Genomic DNA, 18,692 nt, shown 5'->3' with positions numbered 1-18,692 from the left:
CCAAACAGCGAGCAAAGATCAGAAGTTGTGGCGAATGCCCAAAGCCAATGAGCTCTGCGACTCACCCGCCTTCAGGCTGCCGAACGCCGCGTAGGTGGCCTTGGCATCGTTGTTGACGCCGGTGTAGAAGCCATAGACCTTGGTGCGCTTGGACAGCTTGTAGTTGTAGCCCAGCGTGTACTGGCGGGCACCGGTGTCGGCGCCTCCTCGGTCGCCGGCAGCGCCGAAGTTCAGGTGGAACTCATGCTGGTCCATCGCATACATGCCGGCCAGGCGGAAGTTGCTGCGCTTGACACCGTTAAAGCTGTCGCGCTCATAGTAGCCGCCGACGGTGAAGGCGCCCATCTCGTACAGCCCGCGCGCCACAAACATGCGGTTGACATCGCGCTTGGCCACACCAAAGCCCAGGTGCAGGGGGCCGGCGTCGTAGTTCAGCACCGCATTGGTCGAGCCGAAGGCGCCGTCTTCCTTCAACGCATGGCTGATCTCGGCCTGAAAGCCGTTGACCACCGGCGTCGCATAGGCAATCGTGTTCTGCTTGGCGCCGAAGTTCACGCCGAAGGCGAACAGCGTGTCCGACGAGGTGCCGGTGTCATGGTTGTGCATGCTCACATAGTCGGCCGAGGTCAGGTAGGTGATATTGGTCAGGTTGCCGATGCGCACCTTGCCAAAAGCCCCCTCGATCGCCAGCCAGGACTCGCGGCCCCAGAAGGTGCCGGCGGCCGTGCCGTTGCTGGCGTCGAAGCCGCTCTCCAGCTTGAACGAAGCCTTCAGGCCGCCGCCCAGGTCTTCCACGCCGCGCAGACCCCAACGCGAGGAGCTGTTCTCCAGCGCGACGAAGTTGCCGGCGCTGCCGCGCTTTTGCGACTCCACGCTCAGATTGACACGGCCATAGACGGTGACGCTGCTCTGCGCCCAGGCCGAAGAGGCGGCCAGGCTCGCCAGCAGGCCGATGGCGGCCCAGGTGTGATGCTGTGATTTCATGTTTTGTCTCTTGTGAGTAGGGGTATGAGGCCAAGCACCCATGCTTGGGCACCAACGCAACATTACTTAACATCATCAATTAATTGCATGAGTGCAAGTCCCTCTTGCGCAAAGCCGCAATTTGTTTATATGTTCATGGTTGTCAAAGTCAATTACAGACCAAGGAAGCCACCACCATGAACAACACCCCCCTGGTCCTGCACCTGGCGCACAGCCGGCGCAGCATTGAGGTTGCGGCCACGCAAAGCCTGCTGGACGCATTGCTGGAGGCCGGCATCGACGTGCCCCACTCCTGCCGCATGGGCATCTGCGGCACCTGCGAGACCGTCGTGCTCGATGGCGTGCCCGACCATCGCGACCAGCTCCTCAGCGCCGACGAGCGCGCCGCCGGCCTGACCATGATGCTGTGCTGCTCGCGCGCAAGCACCCCCAGCCTGACCCTGGACCTCTGATGACGACCACCATTCCTATCCGCAGCGCCTACGACCTCCCCGCCCCAAGCAGCCGCGACGATCTGACCCGTGTCGGCCGCGGCACGGCCATGGGCGAACTGCTGCGCCGCTACTGGCACCCGGTGGGCCTGAGCAGCGACGCCACGGCCACGCCCAAGGCGGTGCGCGTGCTTGGCGAAGACCTGGTGCTGTTTCGCGACGGCGCGGGCCGCGCCGGCCTGCTGCATGCCCGTTGCGCCCACCGCGGTGCCTCGCTGTTCTATGGCCGTGGCGAGGCACAAGGCATACGCTGCTGCTATCACGGCTGGCTGTTCGATGTGCAGGGCCACTGCCTGGACCGCCCCTGCGAGCCCGCCGGCACCACGCACGAGTCGGTGCGCCAGCCCTGGTATCCGGTGGAGGAGCGCTACGGCCTGGTCTTCGCCTATCTGGGCCCGCTGGACCGGCAGCCGCTGCTGCCCCGCCATGGACTGCTGGAAGAGAACCTGCAGCCCGGCGAGTTGATCGAGGCCGACGATCAGAGCATTGGCAGCGGCGGTCCGGCCATCGTGCCCTGCAACTGGCTGCAGCATTTCGAGAACGTGATGGACCCCTTCCACGTGCCGATACTGCATGGCTCGTTCAGCGGCCCGCAGTTCGTGCCGCAGATGGGGCTGATGCCCGAGGTGACGTTCGAATACCACGAACTCGGCGTGCGCAGCACCCAGCTGCGCCGGCTGGAAAATGGCCAGGTGCACCGCCGCATCACCGAGACGATGGCGCCGACCCTGCGCGTGGTCGCCAGCCCGCGGGTCGAGCACTACGGGCCCTGCACGATGATTGGCTGGGTGCTGCCGATGGACGACACCCACTTCCGCATCTACTCGGCCGGCCGCGTCAGCGAGCCCGGCGCCTTAGGCAAGCTGCGCGCCAGGCTCAACGGCAAGGCCTGGCAGGAGCTCAGCGAGGCCGAGCACCAGGCCTTCCCGGGCGACTATGAGGCCCAGGTCGGCCAGGGCCCCATCACACTGCACTCCGAGGAGCATCTGGCCAGCAGCGATCGCGGCGTGGCCATGCTGCGGCGCTTCCTGGTTAGGCAGCTGGCCCTGCTGCAGCAGGGCGGGGATCCGGCCGGGGTCACCCGCAGCGAGGGTCAGCAGTGGCTGCGCTCTCTGGCGGGTAACTTCCTGGATCTGTAACAAACGCACTGCGCACAGGACCAAGCGCCAAGGTGCGGAACGCCTAGCATTGCCGGCCGCTCGCTGCTACGCTGCGCCCACGATCCCAACCGGTGGAGAGTGCTGATGAGCAAGCTGATGGTGAATGGTCAGGTGCGTGAGTTCGAGGCCGAGCCCGACACACCGCTGCTGTGGGTGCTGCGCGAGCAGCTGGGGCTGACGGGCACCAAATACGGCTGCGGCATCGCCCAATGCGGTGCCTGCACCGTGCACATCGATGGCGTGCCCACACGCAGCTGCGTGCGGCCAGCGTCCACGGTGACGCCGACGCAGAGGATCATCACCATCGAGGGCCTGTCGCCCGACAGCTCGCACCCGATACAGAAGGCCTGGGCGGCACTGGATGTGCCGCAATGCGGCTTCTGCCAGAGCGGCATGATCATGGCGGCGGTGGCGCTGATCAAGGCCAAACCCAAGCCCACCGATGCCGACATCGACGCGGCGATGAGCAATATCTGCCGCTGCGGCACCTATAACCGGGTGCGCGCCGCGATCAAGCAGGCGGCGGGGGTGCAATCATGAGCGGCGCAGCTGTTTCACGCCGCGGATTTCTGGCCAGCAGCGCCGCCACTGCCGGCAGCCTGGTGATCGGCTTCCACATCCCCTCGGCCCTGGCCCAGGGGGCGGCGGCCAGGCCGGATGAGATCAACGCCTGGGTGGTCATCAAACCCGATGACACGGTGGTGGTACGCATTGCCCGCTCCGAGATGGGCCAGGGCACCCTGACCGGCCTGGCCCAGTTGGTGGCCGAGGAGCTGGAATGCGACTGGGCCAGGGTCACCACCGAGTACCCGACGCCCGGCCAGAACCTGGCCCGCCAGCGCGTCTGGGGCAGCTTTTCGACCGGCGGCAGCCGCGGCATTCGCGAGTCCCACCAGTACGTGCGTGAGGGCGGGGCCAAGGCCCGCATGCTGCTGGTGCAGGCCGCCGCCAACGGCTGGGGTGTACCGGCCAGCGAATGCACGGCGGCCAGCAGCCGTGTGACCCATCAGGCCAGCGGGCGCAGCGCCAGCTACGGCCAGTTGGCCGCCGCCGCGGCCCAGCTGCCGGTGCCGGCCACGGTGACCCTGAAAGACCCCAAGGACTGGCGCGTCGCCGGCAAGCCGGTAAAGCGCCTGGACACCAAGGACAAGCTCAACGGCGCCCAGATCTTCGGCATGGACTTGACCATGCCCGGCATGCTCAACGCCGCCATCAAGGACTGCCCGGTGTTCGGCGGCAAGCTCAAGAGCTTCGACGCGACGGCCGTGTTGCAGCGGCCAGGCATCAAGAAGGTGTTGCGCGTGGGTGACAGCGCCGTGGCCGTGGTGGCCGACACCTGGTGGCGCGCCAAGACCGCGCTGGACGCCCTGCCCATCGTCTGGGACGAGGGCGAGCACGCCAAGGTCAGCAGCGCCAGCATCGCGGCGATGCTGAAGGCCGGTCTCGACGCGCCCGATGCCGCGGTGGGCACCAGCAGCGGCGACGCCAAGGCCGCCCTGGCCAGTGCAAAGCGCGTGGTCGAGGCGGTCTACAGCTACCCCTTCCAGAACCACGCGACGATGGAGACCATGAACGCCACCGCGCGCTGGACGCCCGAGCGCTGCGAGGTCTGGACCCCGACGCAGAACGGCGATGCGGCGCTGGCCGCGACCGCGGAGGCCTCGGGCCTGCCGCCGGCCAAATGCGAGGTCTACAAGCTGCATCTGGGCGGCGGCTTCGGCCGGCGCGGTGCGGTGCACGACTGGGTGCGCCAGGCGGTGGCCATCGCCAAGGAGCTGCCCGGCACGCCGGTCAAGCTGATCTGGTCGCGCGAGGAAGACATGCTGCACGGCCGCTACCATCCCGTCACACAGTGCAAGCTGCGCGCCGCGCTGGACGACGCGGGCAATCTGAGTGCGCTGCATATGCGCATCTCGGGCCAGTCCATCATCGCCGGCATCTTTCCGCAGAACATCAAGGACGGCAAGGACCCGGTGGTGTTTCAGGGCCTCACGGCCGAAGGCGCCGAGGGCCGGCTGGGCTACCGGATTCCGAACCTGCTGATCGACCATGCGATGCGCAACCCGCACGTGCCGCCGGGCTTCTGGCGCGGCGTCAATCTGAACCAGAACGCCATCTATCTGGAGTGCTTTCTCGACGAGGTGGCCCTGGCCGCGAAGAAGGATGCGCTGGAGTTCCGCCGCGCGATGCTGGCCGAGAACCCCAAGCACCTGGCCGTGCTCAACGCCGTGGCCACGCGCGCCGGCTGGGGCAAGCCGCTGCCCAGGGGCCATGCCTTGGGCCTGGCCCAGATCATGGGCTTCGGCAGCTATGTGGCGGCCTGCGCCGAGGTGTCGGTGACCAATGGCAAGCTGAAGATACACCGCATCGTCGCCGCCACCGACTCCGGCCATGCAGTCAATCCGCAGCAGATCGAGGCGCAGGTCGAGGGGTCGTTCGTCTATGGCCTGTCGGCGGCGCTGTTCGGCGCCTGCACGGTCAAGGACGGCCGCATCGAGCAGGACAACTTCGGCACCTATCCGGTGATGCAGATGGAGCATATGCCCAAGGTCGAGACCATCGTCATGCCTTCGGGCGGCTTCTGGGGCGGTGTCGGCGAGCCGACGATCGCGGTGGCCGCACCGGCGGTGCTGAATGCGATCTTTGCCGCCACCGGGGTGCGCATCCGCGATCTGCCGCTGAAGGACCAGAGCCTGGTGAAGAAGGGCTGATGCCGTGTGGCGCCGGCTCGCCTGGATCTTGCTGGCCATGGCGCCGACCACGCATGCGATGAACGACGCGATGCCAGAACCGCTGGCGGCAGCTCCCGGCGATGCCGCCCGCGGCCGCGCCATCGTCGCCAGCCGCCAACAGGGCCTGTGCCTGCTGTGCCACCCCGCGCCGATCGCCGAGGAGCGCTTCCAGGGCAATCTGGCGCCCGATCTGGCCGGCGTCGGACGGCGGCTGAGCGCCGGCCAGCTGCGCCTGCGCCTGATCGACAGCCAGCGCCTGCGGCCTGACAGCATCATGCCGGCCTACTACCGCAGCGAGGGCCTGAACCGGGTCGCGCCGCAATGGCAGGGCAAGACGGTCTTCACGGCCCAGCAGGTCGAGGACGTGGTGGCCTATCTGCAGACGCTGCGGGAGTGATGACATGAAGCCCGCCGATCGCCGTCGCTGGATGCTGCACACCACCGGTCTGGGCCTGGCTCTGTGGGTGCGCCCCGCCAGCGCCACACCCGAGGCGATGGCGGCCGCCGTGCGCGAGCTGACCGGTGGCTCACGGCCGCAGACCGGCAAGGTCAAGCTCGACCTGTCCGAGCTGGTGGAAAACGGCAATGCGGTGCCGGTGACGGTGACGGTGGACAGCCCCATGACCGCCAGCGATCACGTGCGCCGCATCGCGCTGTTCACCGAGCGCAACCCGCGGCCCGAGGTGGCGGTGTTCCAGCTCGGCCCCGCCGCCGGCCGCGCGCGGGTGGACACGCGCATCCGCCTGGCCACTTCGCAGCAGGTGCTGGCCTTGGCCCAGCTGGGCGATGGCAGCTGGTGGCAGCATCGCGTCGATGTGATCGTGACGCTGGCCGCCTGCATCGAGGCTTGACCATGGCCCGCACCGTGATCACCCTGCCCGAACGCGCCCGCCGCGGCGACATCGTAGAGGTGCGCTGCCTGATCGCCCACACGATGGAGACCGGCTACCGCAATGATGACCAGGGCCAGCGCCTGCCCGCCGATCTGATACGCCGCTTCAGCTGCCACTACCGCGGCGAGCTGGTGTGCGGCGCCGAGCTGTTTGCGGCCATCTCGGCCAATCCGCTGCTGGTGTTCTTCGTCCGCGCCACCGAGTCCGGCCCGCTGGACTTTGTCTGGGAAGGCGACAACGGCTTTGTGCAGCGCGAGACCCGGACGCTGACGGTGACATGAGGCTGCCGCTCGGAGCGTTGCTGCTGTGCGCGCTGGCCGCGCAGGCGCAGCCCGACACCCGCCGCTCGGGCTTTGCCGACATGAGCCCGGCCACCCAGGCGATGCAGCGCGACGATGGCCTGAATCCGGCCTGGCTGTGGGTCAAGGATGGCGAGGCGCTGTGGACCACCGCCGCCGGCCGCAGCAACAAGGCCTGCGTCAGCTGCCACGGCGAGGTCAGCACGATGCGTGGCGTGGCGGCACGCTACCCCGTCTGGGACGCGGCCCTGAGCCGTGCGCTGAACCTCGGCCAGCGCATCCAGCAATGCCGCACGCAGCACCAGCAGGCGGATGCCTGGCCGGCCGAACACGCCCAGTTGCTGGGCCTGGAGGCCTATGTGGCCGTGCAGTCGCGCGGCATGCCCATAGCACCGTCCAAGGCGCCGGAGTTGCAGCCTCTGCGCGAGCAAGGACTGGCCCTGTTCACCCAGCGCATCGGCCAGCTGAACCTGTCCTGCGCCCAATGCCATGACGGCCTGGCGGGCGGGCGTCTGGCCGGCAGCGTGATTCCGCAGGGCCATCCGACAGCCTATCCGCTGTACCGGCTCGAATGGCAGGGCCTGGGCTCGCTGCAGCGGCGGGTGCGCAACTGCATGACCGGCGTGCGGGCGCAAGCCCCGGCCTACGACTCACAGGACCTGCTGGCGCTGGAGCTCTATCTGAAGCAGCGCGCCGCGGGAATGGCCTGGGAGGCGCCGGGGGTGCGGCCTTGATGCTTGATTGACCCGGATTGCATCCGGGCTACAAATACCCCGGGTGCAATGCGGGACCGCCGTCAAACCCGCAAGGTCACAGGAATCGTTCGAGCAGCCGCCGCGACGCCTTGTCCAGCGCCCAGCGATCCCGCACCAGGAACTGGATGCCATGGCTGTCGGTGATCAGCAGATCCGGGCCCTCCAGGCGGCGGATGTCCTCCTCGGCCTTGAGCACGAACTGGGTCTCGCCGCGGTCGGTTTCGACCTGCCAGATGCTGGGTGTCGAGAAGGTGGAAACGCTCTGGATGCGCCTGACCACCGGCACGAACTCGCGCTGGGCCAGCTCCTCATCGAGCAGCGTGCGCGCCGCGGCGGGCAACTCGGCCAGCCGCGCTATCCAGGCCAGCTCCCGGCCATCGGCGCTGATCAAGGAAAGGCCCTCGTCGGGTGCGGCGATCGGAAAGGCGCGCACCGGCACCACGCCCTCGTGGCGCTGGCCGGCGGCGTCGATCAACACCAGGCGACCGAAGCTGTTGCGTTCGAGTTCGAAGTCCATGTCCATCAGTCCTTCGCCGCCGAATGGGCGGGCGCGGTGGGCAGCGGCCCCGCCGCGTCCTCATCGCCATCGCTGTCCACCCGGCGCAGCTGGGCCTCGTACAGGCGCCAGTAGGCCCCCTGCTTGGCCATCAGTTCCTCGTGCGGGCCGACCTCGACCACCTGGCCGCGGTCCATCACCACCAGGCGGTCGGCCTTGCGCAGGGTCGACAAGCGGTGGGCGATGGCAATCGTCGTGCGGCCCTGGACCAGATTGTCCAGCGCCTTCTGGATTTCCTTCTCGGTCTCGGTGTCGACCGACGAGGTGGCCTCGTCGAGTATCAGGATGCGCGGATCGATCAACAGCGCGCGGGCAATCGAGATGCGCTGGCGCTCGCCCCCCGACAAGCCCTGACCCCGCTCGCCGACCAGCGAGTCATAGCCCTGCGGCAGACGCAGGATGAACTCATGCGCATGGGCGGCCCGTGCAGCCGCCACGATCTCGGCACGCGTGGCATCGGGCTTGCCGTAGGCGATGTTCTCGGCGATCGTGCCGAAGAACAGGAAGGGCTCCTGCAGCACCAGGCCGATATGGCGACGGAAGTCAGCCAGGCCGATACGGCGCAGGTCGACGCCATCGACCTTGATAGCACCCTCGGTCACGTCGTAGAAGCGGCAGATCAGGTTCACCAGGGTGCTCTTGCCCGAGCCGCTGTGGCCCACCAGGCCTATCATCTCGCCCGGCTTGATATCCAGGCTCAGGCCACGTATCACCGCGCGGTTGCCGTAGCGGAAGCCGATGTCCTGGATCTGGATGCCGCCCTCGACCTTGGGCAGGGGCAGCGGGTTGACCGGGTCGGGCACGTTCGAGTGGTGGTCGAGGATGTCGAAGATGCGCTTGGCACCGGCGGCGGCCTTCTGCGTCACCGAGACGATGCGGCTCATCGAGTCCATGCGGCCGTAGAAGCGGCCGATGTAGGCGATGAAGGCGGTCAGCACGCCGACGGTGATGTCGCCATCGGCGACCAGGTAGATGCCGAAGGCCCAGACCACCAGCAGGCCCATCTCGGTCAGCAGCGAGACGGTGGGGGTGAACAGGCTCCAGGTCTTGTTGAGCTTGTCGTTGACGTCCAGATTGTGCTTGTTGGCATCGCGGAAGCGCTGCGCCTCGCGCTTCTCCTGGGCAAAGGCCTTGACGACGCGTATGCCGGGAATGGTATCGGCCAGCACCGAGGTGACCTCGCCCCAGACGCGGTCTATCTTCTCGAAGCCGGTGCGCAGCCGGTCGCGCACCAGATGGATCATCCAGGCGATGAAGGGCAGCGGCACCAGGGTGGCCAGGGCCAGCCAGGGGTTGATGGAGAACAGGATGGCGGCCGTCATCAGCAGCATCAGCACGTCGGTGATGAAGTCCAGCGCATGCAGGGACAGGAAAACGCTGAGCCGGTCGGTCTCGGAGCCGATACGGCTCATCAGGTCGCCGGTGCGCTTGCCGCCGAAATAGTCGAGTGACAGTTGCAGCAGATGCTCGAAGGTGGCGGTGCGCAGGTCGGCGGCGATACGCTCGGACACCAGGGCCAGGATATAGGTCTTGGCCCAGCCCAGCAGCCAGGACACCAGGGCCGCGCCGAACAGGCCGCTGAGATAGAGGGTGACCAGCATCGGGTCGATGCGCTGGCCGCTCTGGAACGGAATCAGCACCTTGTCCATGATGGGCATGGTCAGGTAGGGCGCCACCAGGGTCGCCCCGGTCGAGCCCAGCATCAGCAGAAAGCCCAGCAGCAACTGACCCTGATAGGGCTTGGCAAAACGCCACAGGCGCAGCAGCACCCAGGTGGACGGCGGTGTGTGCAGCTCGCGCGCGCAGCTGGGGCATTCCTCGCTGTCGGGCGGCAGCGGGGCCTTGCAGGAGGGGCACAGCAGCAGTTCGTCGGCGGCCGACACGATCGCCCCACCGGCCTGCAAGCGCAGCTGCTGCTGCTCGAAGGCCGTCGTCCAGCGCAGTGCCAGCACATTGGCGCCCAGCGTGAAGCGCCACAGGGCCAGCCGCTGGTTGGCGTCATGCAGCTCGATGCTGCCCACCCCGCCATGATCGGCATGGCGCAGGCTCAAGCCCGGGTGCAGCGGCCACTCGGACCAGGGGCCCTGCGCGCTTTCGCGTGACAAAAGTCGCTGATTGGTCAGCAGCAGCTGGCCCCGGCCATAGCGCAGCCGGGCATCCAGGTCAACGTCCAGGCTGGCGACGACGTTCTCGTCGGGCGCAAGCCGTGCCTGCAAGGCGCTGTCGGCGCTAGGATCAGTGACCGTGACGGGGGGGTGAGATTGCATTTTCTTTGATTGCCCTGGGCGGGACTCCGAACCGGATTCTCGCCGAAGCACGGCGCCAACCAGCCTCGACGCTGCAATATTTGCCACTCCGGGCGCACAATTGAGCCCAGCCTCCCCCGAACTCCACGGCTCGCACCACCTCGCAAACATGAACCGACACGACGACATCAAGCTGCTGCGCATCAACTATCTGCGGGGCCCCAATGTCTGGACCTACCGCCCGGTGCTGGAAGTCTGGCTGGACCTGGGCGAGCTGGAGCACTTTCCGTCCAATCTGCTGCCGGGCTTCACCGAGCGCATCACCACCCTGCTGCCGGCACTGGCCGAACACCATTGCGGCGTCGGCGAGCGCGGTGGTTTCCTGCAGCGCCTGATCGAGGGCACCTGGTCCGGACACACTTTGGAACATGTGGTGATCGAGCTCTTGAATCTGGCCGGCATGCCCACCGGCTTCGGCCAGACCCGCTCGACCAGCCAGCATGGCATCTACCGCATGGTGTTCCGCGCCCGTGACGAACAGGTCGCCCGCACCGCGCTGGAGCAGGGCCACGCACTGCTGATGGCTGCCATCAACGGCGACAGCTTCGATGTGCCGGGCGCCGTGGCCAAGGTGCGCGACAAGGTGGACGACTGCTATCTGGGCCCATCGACGGCCTGCATCGTTGCCGCCGCCACCGACCGGCGCATTCCGCACATCCGCCTGAACGACGGCAATCTGGTGCAGCTGGGCCATGGCGCCCGCCAGCGCCGCATCTGGACGGCGGAGACCGACCTGACCAGTGCCATCGCCGAGGGCATTGCCAGCGAGAAGGACCTGACCAAGAGCCTGCTGAAGGCCTGCGGCGTGCCGGTGCCCGAGGGCATAGTCGTCGCCGACAAGGCCGCCGCCTGGGCCGCGGCCGAGGACATCGGTCTGCCGGTGGTCGTCAAGCCCACCGATGGCAACCATGGCCGCGGCGTGACCCTGGACCTGCGCGAGCGCACCGATATCGAGGCCGCCTTCGAGCTGGCCGCACGCCATGGCAGCGAGGTCATGGTCGAGCGCTATGTGCGCGGCCATGAGCACCGGCTGCTGGTGGTGGGCGGCAAGGTGGTGGCCGCGGCACGCGGCGAAACCGCCTGGGTCACCGGCGACGGCCACTCGAACGTGGTCGAGCTGGTCGACCACCAGATCAACAACGACCCGCGACGCGGCACCACCGAGGACTTCCCGCTGGGCCGCATCTACGCCGACAGCGACGGCGCCGTGCTGCTGGACCTGCAGCGCCAGGGGCTCAAGCCGACCGACATCCCTGCCGCAGGGCGCCAGGTGCTGATACAGCGCAACGGCAACGTGGCCATCGACTGCACCGATGAAGTGCACCCGGAGGTAGCCCATGTGGTGTCGCTGGCCGCCCGTGTGGTCGGCCTGGACATTGCCGGTGTCGATGTCGTCGCCGAGGACATCTCCAAGCCTTTGCAGCAGCAGGGTGGCGCGGTCGTCGAGGTCAATGCCGGACCCGGCCTGCTGATGCATCTGAAGCCCGCCGAGGGCATGCCGCGCCCCGTGGGCCGGGCCATCGTCGATCACCTGTTTCCAGAGGCCGAGACGGGAGAAAAGTACGGCCGCATTCCCATCGTCGGCGTGGCCGGCAGCCGCGGCACGCACACCATCGCCCGCCTGGTCGCCTGGCTCCTGCACCTCAGTGGCCCCAAGGTCGGCCTGGCCTGCCGCGACGGCCTGTTTCTGGACCGCCGCCTGCTCGAGCGTGGTGACTGCGCCCACTGGGAGCCCGGCCACCGCCTGCTGATGAACCGCGCCGTCGAAGCCGCGGTGTTCGAGAACGGCGCCAAGACGATTCTGCGAGACGGCCTTGTCTATGACCGCTGCCAGGTCGGCGTGGTCACCGATCTGGCCCGTTCGGCCGATCTGGCCGAATTCGACGTGCTCGAAGACGACCAGATGTACAAGGTCATGCGCACCCAGGTCGATGTGGTGCTGTCCTATGGCGCGACGGTGTTGAACGTGAACGATCCGCTGCTGGTGGACATGGCCGAGCTGAGCGACGGCGAGGTCATCTTCTACGGCCTGGACGGCAACGACACGACTCTGCAGGCCCATGCGGCGGCCGGCCGGCGCGCGGTGTTCCTGCACCAGGGCCGCGTGGCGCTGGCCACCGGCGGCAATCTCGAAACCCTGGACGAGCTGGGCGACATCACGCCCTGGCTGGCGCACACCCGGGCCGACTCGGCCGACACCCTGCTGGCCGCGATTGCCGCCGCCTGGGGCATGGGCCTGTCGGCCGATCTGATCACCGCCGGCATCGAGACCTTCGACCCCGATATGCAGGCCCCGCGCGGCACCCAGATCAGCCCGGCCAAGGCGCACTGAGCGTCCTCCCCGCTTGCACAGCGAAAAGCAGAAAGAACTAGCGATGGAAGTTTCACGCATACGCGCCCTGCGCGGCCCGAATCTCTGGAGCCGCCACACCGCCATCGAAGCGGTGGTCAACTGCCCGGCGGCCGAACGCAGCATGGCCGATCTGGCCAATTTCGAATCGGCTGTGCGCGCGCGCTTTCCGGCCATAGGCGCGCTCGAGCCGGTCGGACATCAAGGCCCGATCTCGATCGCCCATGTGCTGGAGGCCGCGGCCCTGGCTCTGCAGGCCCAGGCCGGTTGCCCGGTCACCTTCAGCCGCACCAACATCACCTCCGAACCCGGCATCTACCAGGTCGTGGTCGAGTACAGCGAGGAAGACGTCGGCCGCCTGGCCTTCGATCTGGCCATCGGCCTGGTCAACGCCGTGCTGGGCGATGAGCCCTTCGATGGTGCCGCCGCCGTGGCCCAGCTGCGCGAACTGGATGAAGACGTGCGCATGGGCCCCAGCACCGGCTCCATCGTCGAGGCGGCCGTGGTCCGGGGCATCCCGTTCCGCCGGCTGACGCAGGGGTCGCTGGTGCAGTTCGGCTGGGGCTCGCGCCAGCGCCGCATCCAGGCCGCCGAGATGGACACCACCAGCGCCGTGGCCGAATCGATCGCCCAGGACAAGGACCTGACCAAGAAGCTGCTGCACGCCGCCGGTGTGCCCGTGCCCCATGGTCGGCCGGTCTCCAGCGTCGATGACGCCTGGGCCTTGGCACAGCAGATCGGCTTGCCGGTGGTGCTCAAGCCCCAGGACGGCAACCAGGGCAAGGGCGTGACCGTCAATGTCGCCAGCCGTGAGCATCTGGAGGTGGCCTACAAGGCCGCCGAGGAGATCGGCGAGGTGATGGTCGAAAAATACCTGCCGGGCAACGACTTCCGCCTGCTGGTGGTCGGCGAGCGCCTCGTGGCCGCGGCGAGGCGTGACCCTCCCCATGTGATCGGCGACGGCAAGCACTCGGTGCGCGAGCTGGTGGACATCGTCAACAGCGACCCCAAGCGCGGCAGCGGCCACGCCACCTCGCTGACCAAGATCCGTTTCGACGATATCGCCGTGGCGCGGCTGGGTCTGCAGGGGCTGGTGCCTGAGTCGGTGCCCGACAAGGGCCGGCGCGTGATTTTGCGCAACAACGCGAACCTGAGCACCGGCGGCACCGCCACCGACGTGACCGATGACGTGCACCCCGAGGTCGCGGCCAGCGCCGTGGCGGCGGCGCGCATGGTAGGTCTTCATATCTGCGGCGTTGACGTGGTCTGCGAAAGCGTGCTGATGCCGCTGGAGGAACAGGCGGGCGGCATCGTAGAGGTCAATGCCGCGCCGGGCCTGCGCATGCACCTGAGCCCGTCCTATGGCAAGCCGCGCCACGTCGGCGAGGCCATGGTCGGCAATCTCTACGGCTATGGCGACGATGGCCGCATTCCGGTCGTGGCGGTCACCGGCACCAACGGCAAGACGACGGTGTCGCGGGTCATCGCGCACCTGTTCGCCACCAGCGGCCTGCGCGTGGGCATGACCAATACCGACGGCGTCTATGTCGATGGCCGGCAGATCGACAGCGGTGACTGCTCTGGCCCGAAGAGCGCCCGCAATGTGCTGATGCACCCCGATGTGGATGCGGCGGTGTTCGAGACCGCCCGCGGCGGCATCCTGCGCGAAGGCCTGGGCTTCGACCGCTGCCAGGTGGCCGTGGTCACCAATCTGGGCGCCGGCGACCATCTGGGCATGAACTACATCAACACGGTCGAGGAGCTGGCACTGCTCAAGCGCGTGATCGTGCAGAACGTCGCCCCCAGCGGCTATGCCGTGCTCAATGCCGCCGACCCTATCGTTGCTGCCATGGCCTCGGTCTGCCCCGGCGAGATCATCTATTTCGCCGCCGATCGCCACCATCCGGTGATGGCCACGCACCGCGCCCAGGGCAAGCGCATCGTCTATGTCGAGGGCGACTGCCTGATCGCCGCCCAGGGCGCCTGGCGCGAGAGCGTCAACCTGCGTGACATCCCGATCACCCGCAACGGCAGCATCGGCTTCCAGGTCGAGAACGTGATGGCGGCCATGGCCGCCGCCTGGGGCGCGGGCCTGAACTGGGATGCGGTGCGCCGCGGCCTGTCCAGCTTCGTCACCGACGCCGACAACGCGCCGGGCCGCTTCAATGTGATGGACTACCGCGGCGCCACAGTGATCGCCGACTACGGCCACAACGCCGATGCGATGCGCGCCCTGGTCGGCGCCGTGCAGGCCATGCCGGCCACGCGCCGCTCGGTGGTGATCAGCGGCGCCGGTGACCGCCGCGACGAGGACATCACCGAGCAGACCGTGATACTCGGCGGCGCCTTCGACTCTGTGATTCTGTTCGAGGACGCCTGTCAGCGTGGCCGTGAAGACGGCGAGGTCGTCGCCCTGCTGCGCAGGGGCCTGGAGGGCGCCACACGCACCAGCCGGATCGACGAGATCCGCGGCGAGTTCATCGCCATCGACACCGCGCTGTCACGGCTGCAGCCGGGCGAGCTGTGCCTGATACTGGTGGATCAGGTGGAGGAAGCCTTGGCGCATCTGGCCAAGAGGGTGCAGGAAGGCTAAAAGCCGAGAGAGGCAAGCAGGTCGTCCACATCGTCCTGCTTCAGCGCCTTGTCCGGCACCTGAGGACCTTGCAGGTCTTCGGTGCTGCCGGCCTCGGCCTTGACTTCTATCTTCTCGGGGGCGGTGTCCACCAGCACCATCACCAGCTGTTCTTCGGTGCGGGTGATGATGTCTATGACCTTCTTGATCACCTGGCCGGACAGGTCCTGGAAGTCCTGGGCCATCATGATCTGGGTCAGTACCGAGTTCTGCTTCTCCATGAAGTCGGAGGACTTGCTCAGGTAGTCACCGCACAGCTTCATCATCGCCCGGGCACGCTCGACGCTGATGTCGGGCGAGGTGGACAACCGCGCCAACGCCTCTGACAGCTCGCGGCCGCGGCTGGTGACGCTGTCGAACTCGGGCTTGGCCGACTCGACTAGGCTCAGCACCTTGTTGGCCGCGTTCTCGGTCATCCGAGACACATGGTCGAGCCGCTCGCGCGCGTTCGGGATCTCCTGCATGACACGGTGCAGCTCGGTGTCGGCGCCCAGCGTGCGCAGGCCCTCGTGCAGTTCGCGGGCAATGCTGCCCAGGCGCGCACGGGTGTCCGGCTGAATCATGGCCGCTTCGTTCGGGGAGGACATAGTGAAACCCTGGCCTTTCTAGTGCGATGGGGTGGCGCAGCAGCGCCGCTTCGGCCCGAGCATTCCGGTACCGGCAGACCACGCCGCCAACCCCGCTCAGACCTGATTGACTGCCATCATAGAGGGCTTTCCCGTACCCAAAGTGACAAAGCTCGGCGCTTCGCTGCCAACTGCACAGGTGCATGCCATTTGATGTTGACAGCCTCCGGCGGCCATCGCCCGAACGGGTGTCAGCCCGGCCCGGTCATGCGCGCCGCCTGCACCCAGACATCGAAATCGCTGCCACTGACATAGCCCAGCCGCAGCGCCGCCTCGCGCAGGCTGCTGCCGTCCTGGTGGGCCCGCTGGGCGATCTTGGCCGCACGTTCGTAGCCGATGTGCGGCGCCAGCGCCGTCACCAGCATCAGCGAGCCCTGCACCAGGGCCGCAATGCGCGCTTCGTTGGCCTGCAGGCCACGCAGGCAGTGGGCCTCGAAGCTGAGGCAGCCATCGGCCAGCAGGCGTGCGCTCTGCAGGAAGTTGTGTATCAGCAGCGGCTTGTAGACATTCAACTCGAAATGCCCCGAGGCACCGCCGAGGCCGATGGCCACGTCATTGCCCAGCACCTGGGCGCAAAGCATGGTCAGCGCCTCGGCCTGGGTCGGGTTGACCTTGCCCGGCATGATGGAGCTGCCCGGCTCGTTCTCGGGAATCTGCAGCTCGCCAAGGCCCGAACGCGGGCCCGAGGCCAGCCAGCGTATGTCATTGGCAATCTTGGTCAGCGCCACCGCCAAGGTCTTCAGTGCGCCATGGGCAAACACCAGCGGCTCATGGCCGGCAAGGGCGGCGAACTTGTTGCGGGCGGTGACGAAGGGCAGCTCGGTCGCCTCGGCAATCGCCCCGGCCATCAATCCGCCAAAGCGGGCGTCGGTGTTCAGGCCCGTGCCTACCGCCGTGCCACCAATGGCCAGCTCGTACAGCCCGGCCGCGCTGGCCTGCAGCGCCGCATCGGCATGGCGCAGCTGGGCTGCGTAGCCGGAGAACTCCTGGCCCAGGGTCAGCGGCGTGGCGTCCTGCAAATGGGTGCGCCCGAGCTTGACGATAGCGGCAAACTCGGCGGCCTTGGCATCCATGGTCTGCAGCAGCTGCAGCAGCGCCGGGCGCAGGCGCTGCTGCACGGCCCGCGCGGCGGCGATGTGCATCGCGGTCGGGAACACATCGTTGGACGACTGCCCCAGGTTCACGTCATCGTTGGGGTGCACCAGACGGGCCGAGCCGCGCTCACCGCCCAGCAGCTCCGAGGCGCGATTGGCCAGCACCTCGTTGACATTCATATTGCTCTGCGTGCCCGAGCCGGTCTGCCACAGCGAGAGCGGAAACTCCTCGCGATGGCCGCCCGCCAGCACCTCGTCGGCGGCCCGCTGTATTGCCCCGGCCTTGGCCGCATCCAGCAGGCCCAGCTCGGCATTCACCCCGGCCGCCAGGCGCTTGACCAGCACCAGGGCCTCGATCACGGCCAGCGGCATGCGCTCGTCCGAGATGGCGAAGTACAGGAGGCTGCGCTGGGTCTGCGCGCCCCACAGGCGGCGGGCATCGACCTCGATCGGCCCCATCGAGTCTTTTTCGGTGCGGGTGGGCTGGGTCATGGGAGGCTCTCTTGGCTGGCACGTCCGTCTTGTATCCCATATCTCCATGCACACAGAGCCAGGGAGGACATTCAGCCTGCTGGGTCGGTCCCCGCCGGCATCACGCCCTGGTGTGGCGACGACAGCCTGCGCAGCAGCGCGTAGCTCAGCGCGGCCACGGCAATCGAGTCCAGTGCCGGCACCGGCGTCAAGGCCAGGCCCCAGCGCGGCGCCAGGGCCGCCCAGCCGCTGCCCAGAGCCCAGGCGATCAGCGCATCGGCGCGCCAGTTCGATGCCGTCTGCGAGCCACGCGGCGCGAGTACGACGTTGACCAGGTAGATGCCTGCAATCGGCGGTATGCACACGCCCAGCCACAGCAGATAGGGCACCAGCATGTCGCTGATGCCCGCCAGCCCCAGCACCGTGCCGGCGGCACCGGCGATCAGGGTCAGCTGCCAGGGCGGTTGGCGCGGCCTCAGGGTGCTGCCGACCAGGGTGGCGGCATAGAGGTTGAAGCTGTTGGTGGACCAGGCCGTCAGTGCGACGATCAGCAGGGCCGGCACGCCCAGGCCGAGGGCCAGCATGATGCGCACCAGGTCCTTGTCACCACTGGCCAGGCTGGGGAAGCCGGCCAGCATCAGCACCAGCGGAAAGCCCAGGCCATAGGCCAGCGCACAGGCCAGGGCGGCATGGCCCGGTGACCTGGCGAAGCGGCAGATGTCGGGCGACAGCACGGCACCGACCATCAGGCCGCCCGCGACCATGGACACGCCAAGACCCAGCGGCATTACGCCGGCGGGCACAAAGGCCCAGACCGGATCCAGCCCGCCGCGCAGCGCGGCGACAAAGGTCCAGACCAGCAGCAGCAACTTCAGCGGCGTGGTCACGGCGGACAGCAGATCGAGCGCACGAAAGCCGACCATCGTCGTCACCGTCGTCAACACGCAGCCGCCCAGCGCCAGCAGCCACAACGGCGTGCTGGCCAGGGCCGGGCTGACCGAGGCCAGCGCATGGCCGAACATCATTGCCACAACGCCATACCAGCCGAGCAGGCTCAGGCCCAGCACGCCATTGGCGAGCCGTGCGCCCTGCGGGCCGAAGGCATCGGTGATCAGCTCGTAGGTGGTCTTGCGCGTGTGCGCGCCGGCAGCACCCGTCATGGCCGAGATCAGCGCCAGGATGGCCGCGCCGGCAAGGCTGGCCCGGATCGCGCCGACGGCCCCCAGCGCATGGCTCAGCTCGGCGCCCATCACGAAGGCCGGCAGCGCGATCATCACCGCCAGCAGTATCAGCACGATGCGCCAGGCGCCGACACGGGGGGAGGTGGTAGCGATGATCTGCAT

16 protein-coding genes are annotated in these 18,692 nt (G+C 67.8%); 10 read left to right on the top strand and 6 right to left on the bottom strand.

The genetic code is table 11. The features are described from left to right. Window positions 1-18: 18 nt before the first annotated feature. Complete coding sequence (locus tag DES47_RS24445) at window positions 19-984, bottom strand: porin (RefSeq protein WP_133703394.1); 966 nt, start codon at window positions 982-984, stop codon at window positions 19-21. A 176-nt stretch (window positions 985-1,160) separates the two neighbouring features. On the opposite strand from DES47_RS24445, the gene DES47_RS24440 reads away from it, so the two are divergent. The 8 genes from DES47_RS24440 (at window position 1,161) to soxA (ending at window position 7,293) form a co-directional block, all read left to right on the top strand. Beyond that, window positions 1,161-1,436 carry a 2Fe-2S iron-sulfur cluster-binding protein gene (locus DES47_RS24440; RefSeq protein WP_133703393.1) on the top strand — a complete coding sequence of 92 codons (276 nt, stop codon included), beginning with the start codon at window positions 1,161-1,163 and terminating at the stop codon, window positions 1,434-1,436. After that, entirely contained in the window at window positions 1,436-2,614 is a 1,179-nt protein-coding gene (locus DES47_RS24435) for an aromatic ring-hydroxylating dioxygenase subunit alpha (protein WP_133703392.1), read from the top strand. The genes DES47_RS24440 and DES47_RS24435 overlap by 1 nt, the downstream gene beginning before the upstream one ends. 105 nt (window positions 2,615-2,719) lie before the next feature. Next, window positions 2,720-3,175 (top strand): (2Fe-2S)-binding protein, encoded by a 456-nt coding sequence (locus tag DES47_RS24430; RefSeq protein WP_133703391.1) that lies wholly within the window; start codon window positions 2,720-2,722, stop codon window positions 3,173-3,175. Then, window positions 3,172-5,346: a xanthine dehydrogenase family protein molybdopterin-binding subunit gene (locus tag DES47_RS24425; RefSeq protein ID WP_133703390.1), complete on the top strand. Its 2,175-nt coding sequence runs from the start codon at window positions 3,172-3,174 to the stop codon at window positions 5,344-5,346. Before DES47_RS24430 ends, DES47_RS24425 begins: the two co-directional genes overlap by 4 nt. A gap of 70 nt (window positions 5,347-5,416) precedes the next feature. Beyond that, complete coding sequence (soxX, locus tag DES47_RS24420; RefSeq protein ID WP_243748447.1) at window positions 5,417-5,764, top strand: sulfur oxidation c-type cytochrome SoxX; 348 nt, start codon at window positions 5,417-5,419, stop codon at window positions 5,762-5,764. Window positions 5,765-5,768: 4 nt separating this feature from the next. Then, window positions 5,769-6,218 carry a SoxY-related AACIE arm protein gene (locus DES47_RS24415; RefSeq protein ID WP_133703388.1) on the top strand — a complete coding sequence of 150 codons (450 nt, stop codon included), beginning with the start codon at window positions 5,769-5,771 and terminating at the stop codon, window positions 6,216-6,218. 2 nt (window positions 6,219-6,220) lie between these two features. After that, window positions 6,221-6,541, top strand: coding sequence for a thiosulfate oxidation carrier complex protein SoxZ (soxZ, locus tag DES47_RS24410; RefSeq protein WP_133703387.1), 321 nt, complete (start codon window positions 6,221-6,223; stop codon window positions 6,539-6,541). Then, complete coding sequence (soxA, locus tag DES47_RS24405) at window positions 6,538-7,293, top strand: sulfur oxidation c-type cytochrome SoxA (protein WP_133703386.1); 756 nt, start codon at window positions 6,538-6,540, stop codon at window positions 7,291-7,293. The genes soxZ and soxA overlap by 4 nt, the downstream gene beginning before the upstream one ends. 76 nt (window positions 7,294-7,369) lie before the next feature. Here soxA and DES47_RS24400 read toward each other — a convergent pair whose 3' ends face one another. Then, the gene (locus DES47_RS24400; RefSeq protein WP_133703385.1) at window positions 7,370-7,837 is read right to left on the bottom strand and encodes a cyanophycin metabolism-associated DUF1854 family protein; all 468 of its coding nucleotides are present in this window, start codon (window positions 7,835-7,837) and stop codon (window positions 7,370-7,372) included. Continuing rightward, window positions 7,837-10,137, bottom strand: coding sequence for a cyanophycin metabolism-associated ABC transporter (locus tag DES47_RS24395; RefSeq protein ID WP_133703384.1), 2,301 nt, complete (start codon window positions 10,135-10,137; stop codon window positions 7,837-7,839). Before DES47_RS24395 ends, DES47_RS24400 begins: the two co-directional genes overlap by 1 nt. A 148-nt stretch (window positions 10,138-10,285) precedes the next feature. On the opposite strand from DES47_RS24395, the gene DES47_RS24390 reads away from it, so the two are divergent. Both DES47_RS24390 and cphA read left to right on the top strand, forming a co-directional pair. Beyond that, window positions 10,286-12,508 carry a cyanophycin synthetase gene (locus DES47_RS24390; protein WP_133703383.1) on the top strand — a complete coding sequence of 741 codons (2,223 nt, stop codon included), beginning with the start codon at window positions 10,286-10,288 and terminating at the stop codon, window positions 12,506-12,508. A gap of 43 nt (window positions 12,509-12,551) precedes the next feature. Beyond that, window positions 12,552-15,119 (top strand): cyanophycin synthetase, encoded by a 2,568-nt coding sequence (cphA, locus tag DES47_RS24385; RefSeq protein WP_133703382.1) that lies wholly within the window; start codon window positions 12,552-12,554, stop codon window positions 15,117-15,119. Here the strand turns inward: cphA and DES47_RS24380 are convergent. The 3 genes from DES47_RS24380 to DES47_RS24370 form a co-directional block, all read right to left on the bottom strand. After that, window positions 15,116-15,745, bottom strand: coding sequence for a protein phosphatase CheZ (locus DES47_RS24380; protein WP_133703381.1), 630 nt, complete (start codon window positions 15,743-15,745; stop codon window positions 15,116-15,118). The two genes, cphA and DES47_RS24380, sit on opposite strands and share 4 nt — an antisense overlap. Window positions 15,746-15,975: 230 nt before the next feature. After that, window positions 15,976-17,370: a class II fumarate hydratase gene (gene fumC, locus DES47_RS24375; protein ID WP_133703380.1), complete on the bottom strand. Its 1,395-nt coding sequence runs from the start codon at window positions 17,368-17,370 to the stop codon at window positions 15,976-15,978. Between the two features lie 71 nt (window positions 17,371-17,441). After that, the gene (locus tag DES47_RS24370) at window positions 17,442-18,692 is read right to left on the bottom strand and encodes a cytosine permease (protein WP_133703379.1); all 1,251 of its coding nucleotides are present in this window, start codon (window positions 18,690-18,692) and stop codon (window positions 17,442-17,444) included.

Source organism: Roseateles toxinivorans (assembly GCF_004362525.1).
GTDB classification, from domain to species: Bacteria; Pseudomonadota; Gammaproteobacteria; order Burkholderiales; family Burkholderiaceae_C; genus Paucibacter; species Paucibacter toxinivorans.
The sequence above is the reverse complement of the archived record's forward strand: the minus strand, read 5'-3'. Positions and strand labels throughout refer to the sequence as shown.

What these genes read in the sequence shown, in the direction of transcription:
- DES47_RS24370 (WP_133703379.1), bottom strand. Translation starts at nt 18,692, where the DNA reads ATGCAGATCATCGCTACCACCTCCCCCCGTGTCGGCGCCTGGCGCATC.
- DES47_RS24435 (WP_133703392.1), top strand. Translation starts at nt 1,436, where the DNA reads ATGACGACCACCATTCCTATCCGCAGCGCCTACGACCTCCCCGCCCCA.
- DES47_RS24395 (WP_133703384.1), bottom strand. Translation starts at nt 10,137, where the DNA reads ATGCAATCTCACCCCCCCGTCACGGTCACTGATCCTAGCGCCGACAGC.
- soxA (WP_133703386.1), top strand. Translation starts at nt 6,538, where the DNA reads ATGAGGCTGCCGCTCGGAGCGTTGCTGCTGTGCGCGCTGGCCGCGCAG.
- DES47_RS24390 (WP_133703383.1), top strand. Translation starts at nt 10,286, where the DNA reads ATGAACCGACACGACGACATCAAGCTGCTGCGCATCAACTATCTGCGG.
- DES47_RS24440 (WP_133703393.1), top strand. Translation starts at nt 1,161, where the DNA reads ATGAACAACACCCCCCTGGTCCTGCACCTGGCGCACAGCCGGCGCAGC.
- DES47_RS24415 (WP_133703388.1), top strand. Translation starts at nt 5,769, where the DNA reads ATGAAGCCCGCCGATCGCCGTCGCTGGATGCTGCACACCACCGGTCTG.
- DES47_RS24445 (WP_133703394.1), bottom strand. Translation starts at nt 984, where the DNA reads ATGAAATCACAGCATCACACCTGGGCCGCCATCGGCCTGCTGGCGAGC.
- soxX (WP_243748447.1), top strand. Translation starts at nt 5,417, where the DNA reads ATGCCAGAACCGCTGGCGGCAGCTCCCGGCGATGCCGCCCGCGGCCGC.
- fumC (WP_133703380.1), bottom strand. Translation starts at nt 17,370, where the DNA reads ATGACCCAGCCCACCCGCACCGAAAAAGACTCGATGGGGCCGATCGAG.
- DES47_RS24400 (WP_133703385.1), bottom strand. Translation starts at nt 7,837, where the DNA reads ATGGACATGGACTTCGAACTCGAACGCAACAGCTTCGGTCGCCTGGTG.
- DES47_RS24380 (WP_133703381.1), bottom strand. Translation starts at nt 15,745, where the DNA reads ATGTCCTCCCCGAACGAAGCGGCCATGATTCAGCCGGACACCCGTGCG.
- cphA (WP_133703382.1), top strand. Translation starts at nt 12,552, where the DNA reads ATGGAAGTTTCACGCATACGCGCCCTGCGCGGCCCGAATCTCTGGAGC.
- soxZ (WP_133703387.1), top strand. Translation starts at nt 6,221, where the DNA reads ATGGCCCGCACCGTGATCACCCTGCCCGAACGCGCCCGCCGCGGCGAC.
- DES47_RS24430 (WP_133703391.1), top strand. Translation starts at nt 2,720, where the DNA reads ATGAGCAAGCTGATGGTGAATGGTCAGGTGCGTGAGTTCGAGGCCGAG.
- DES47_RS24425 (WP_133703390.1), top strand. Translation starts at nt 3,172, where the DNA reads ATGAGCGGCGCAGCTGTTTCACGCCGCGGATTTCTGGCCAGCAGCGCC.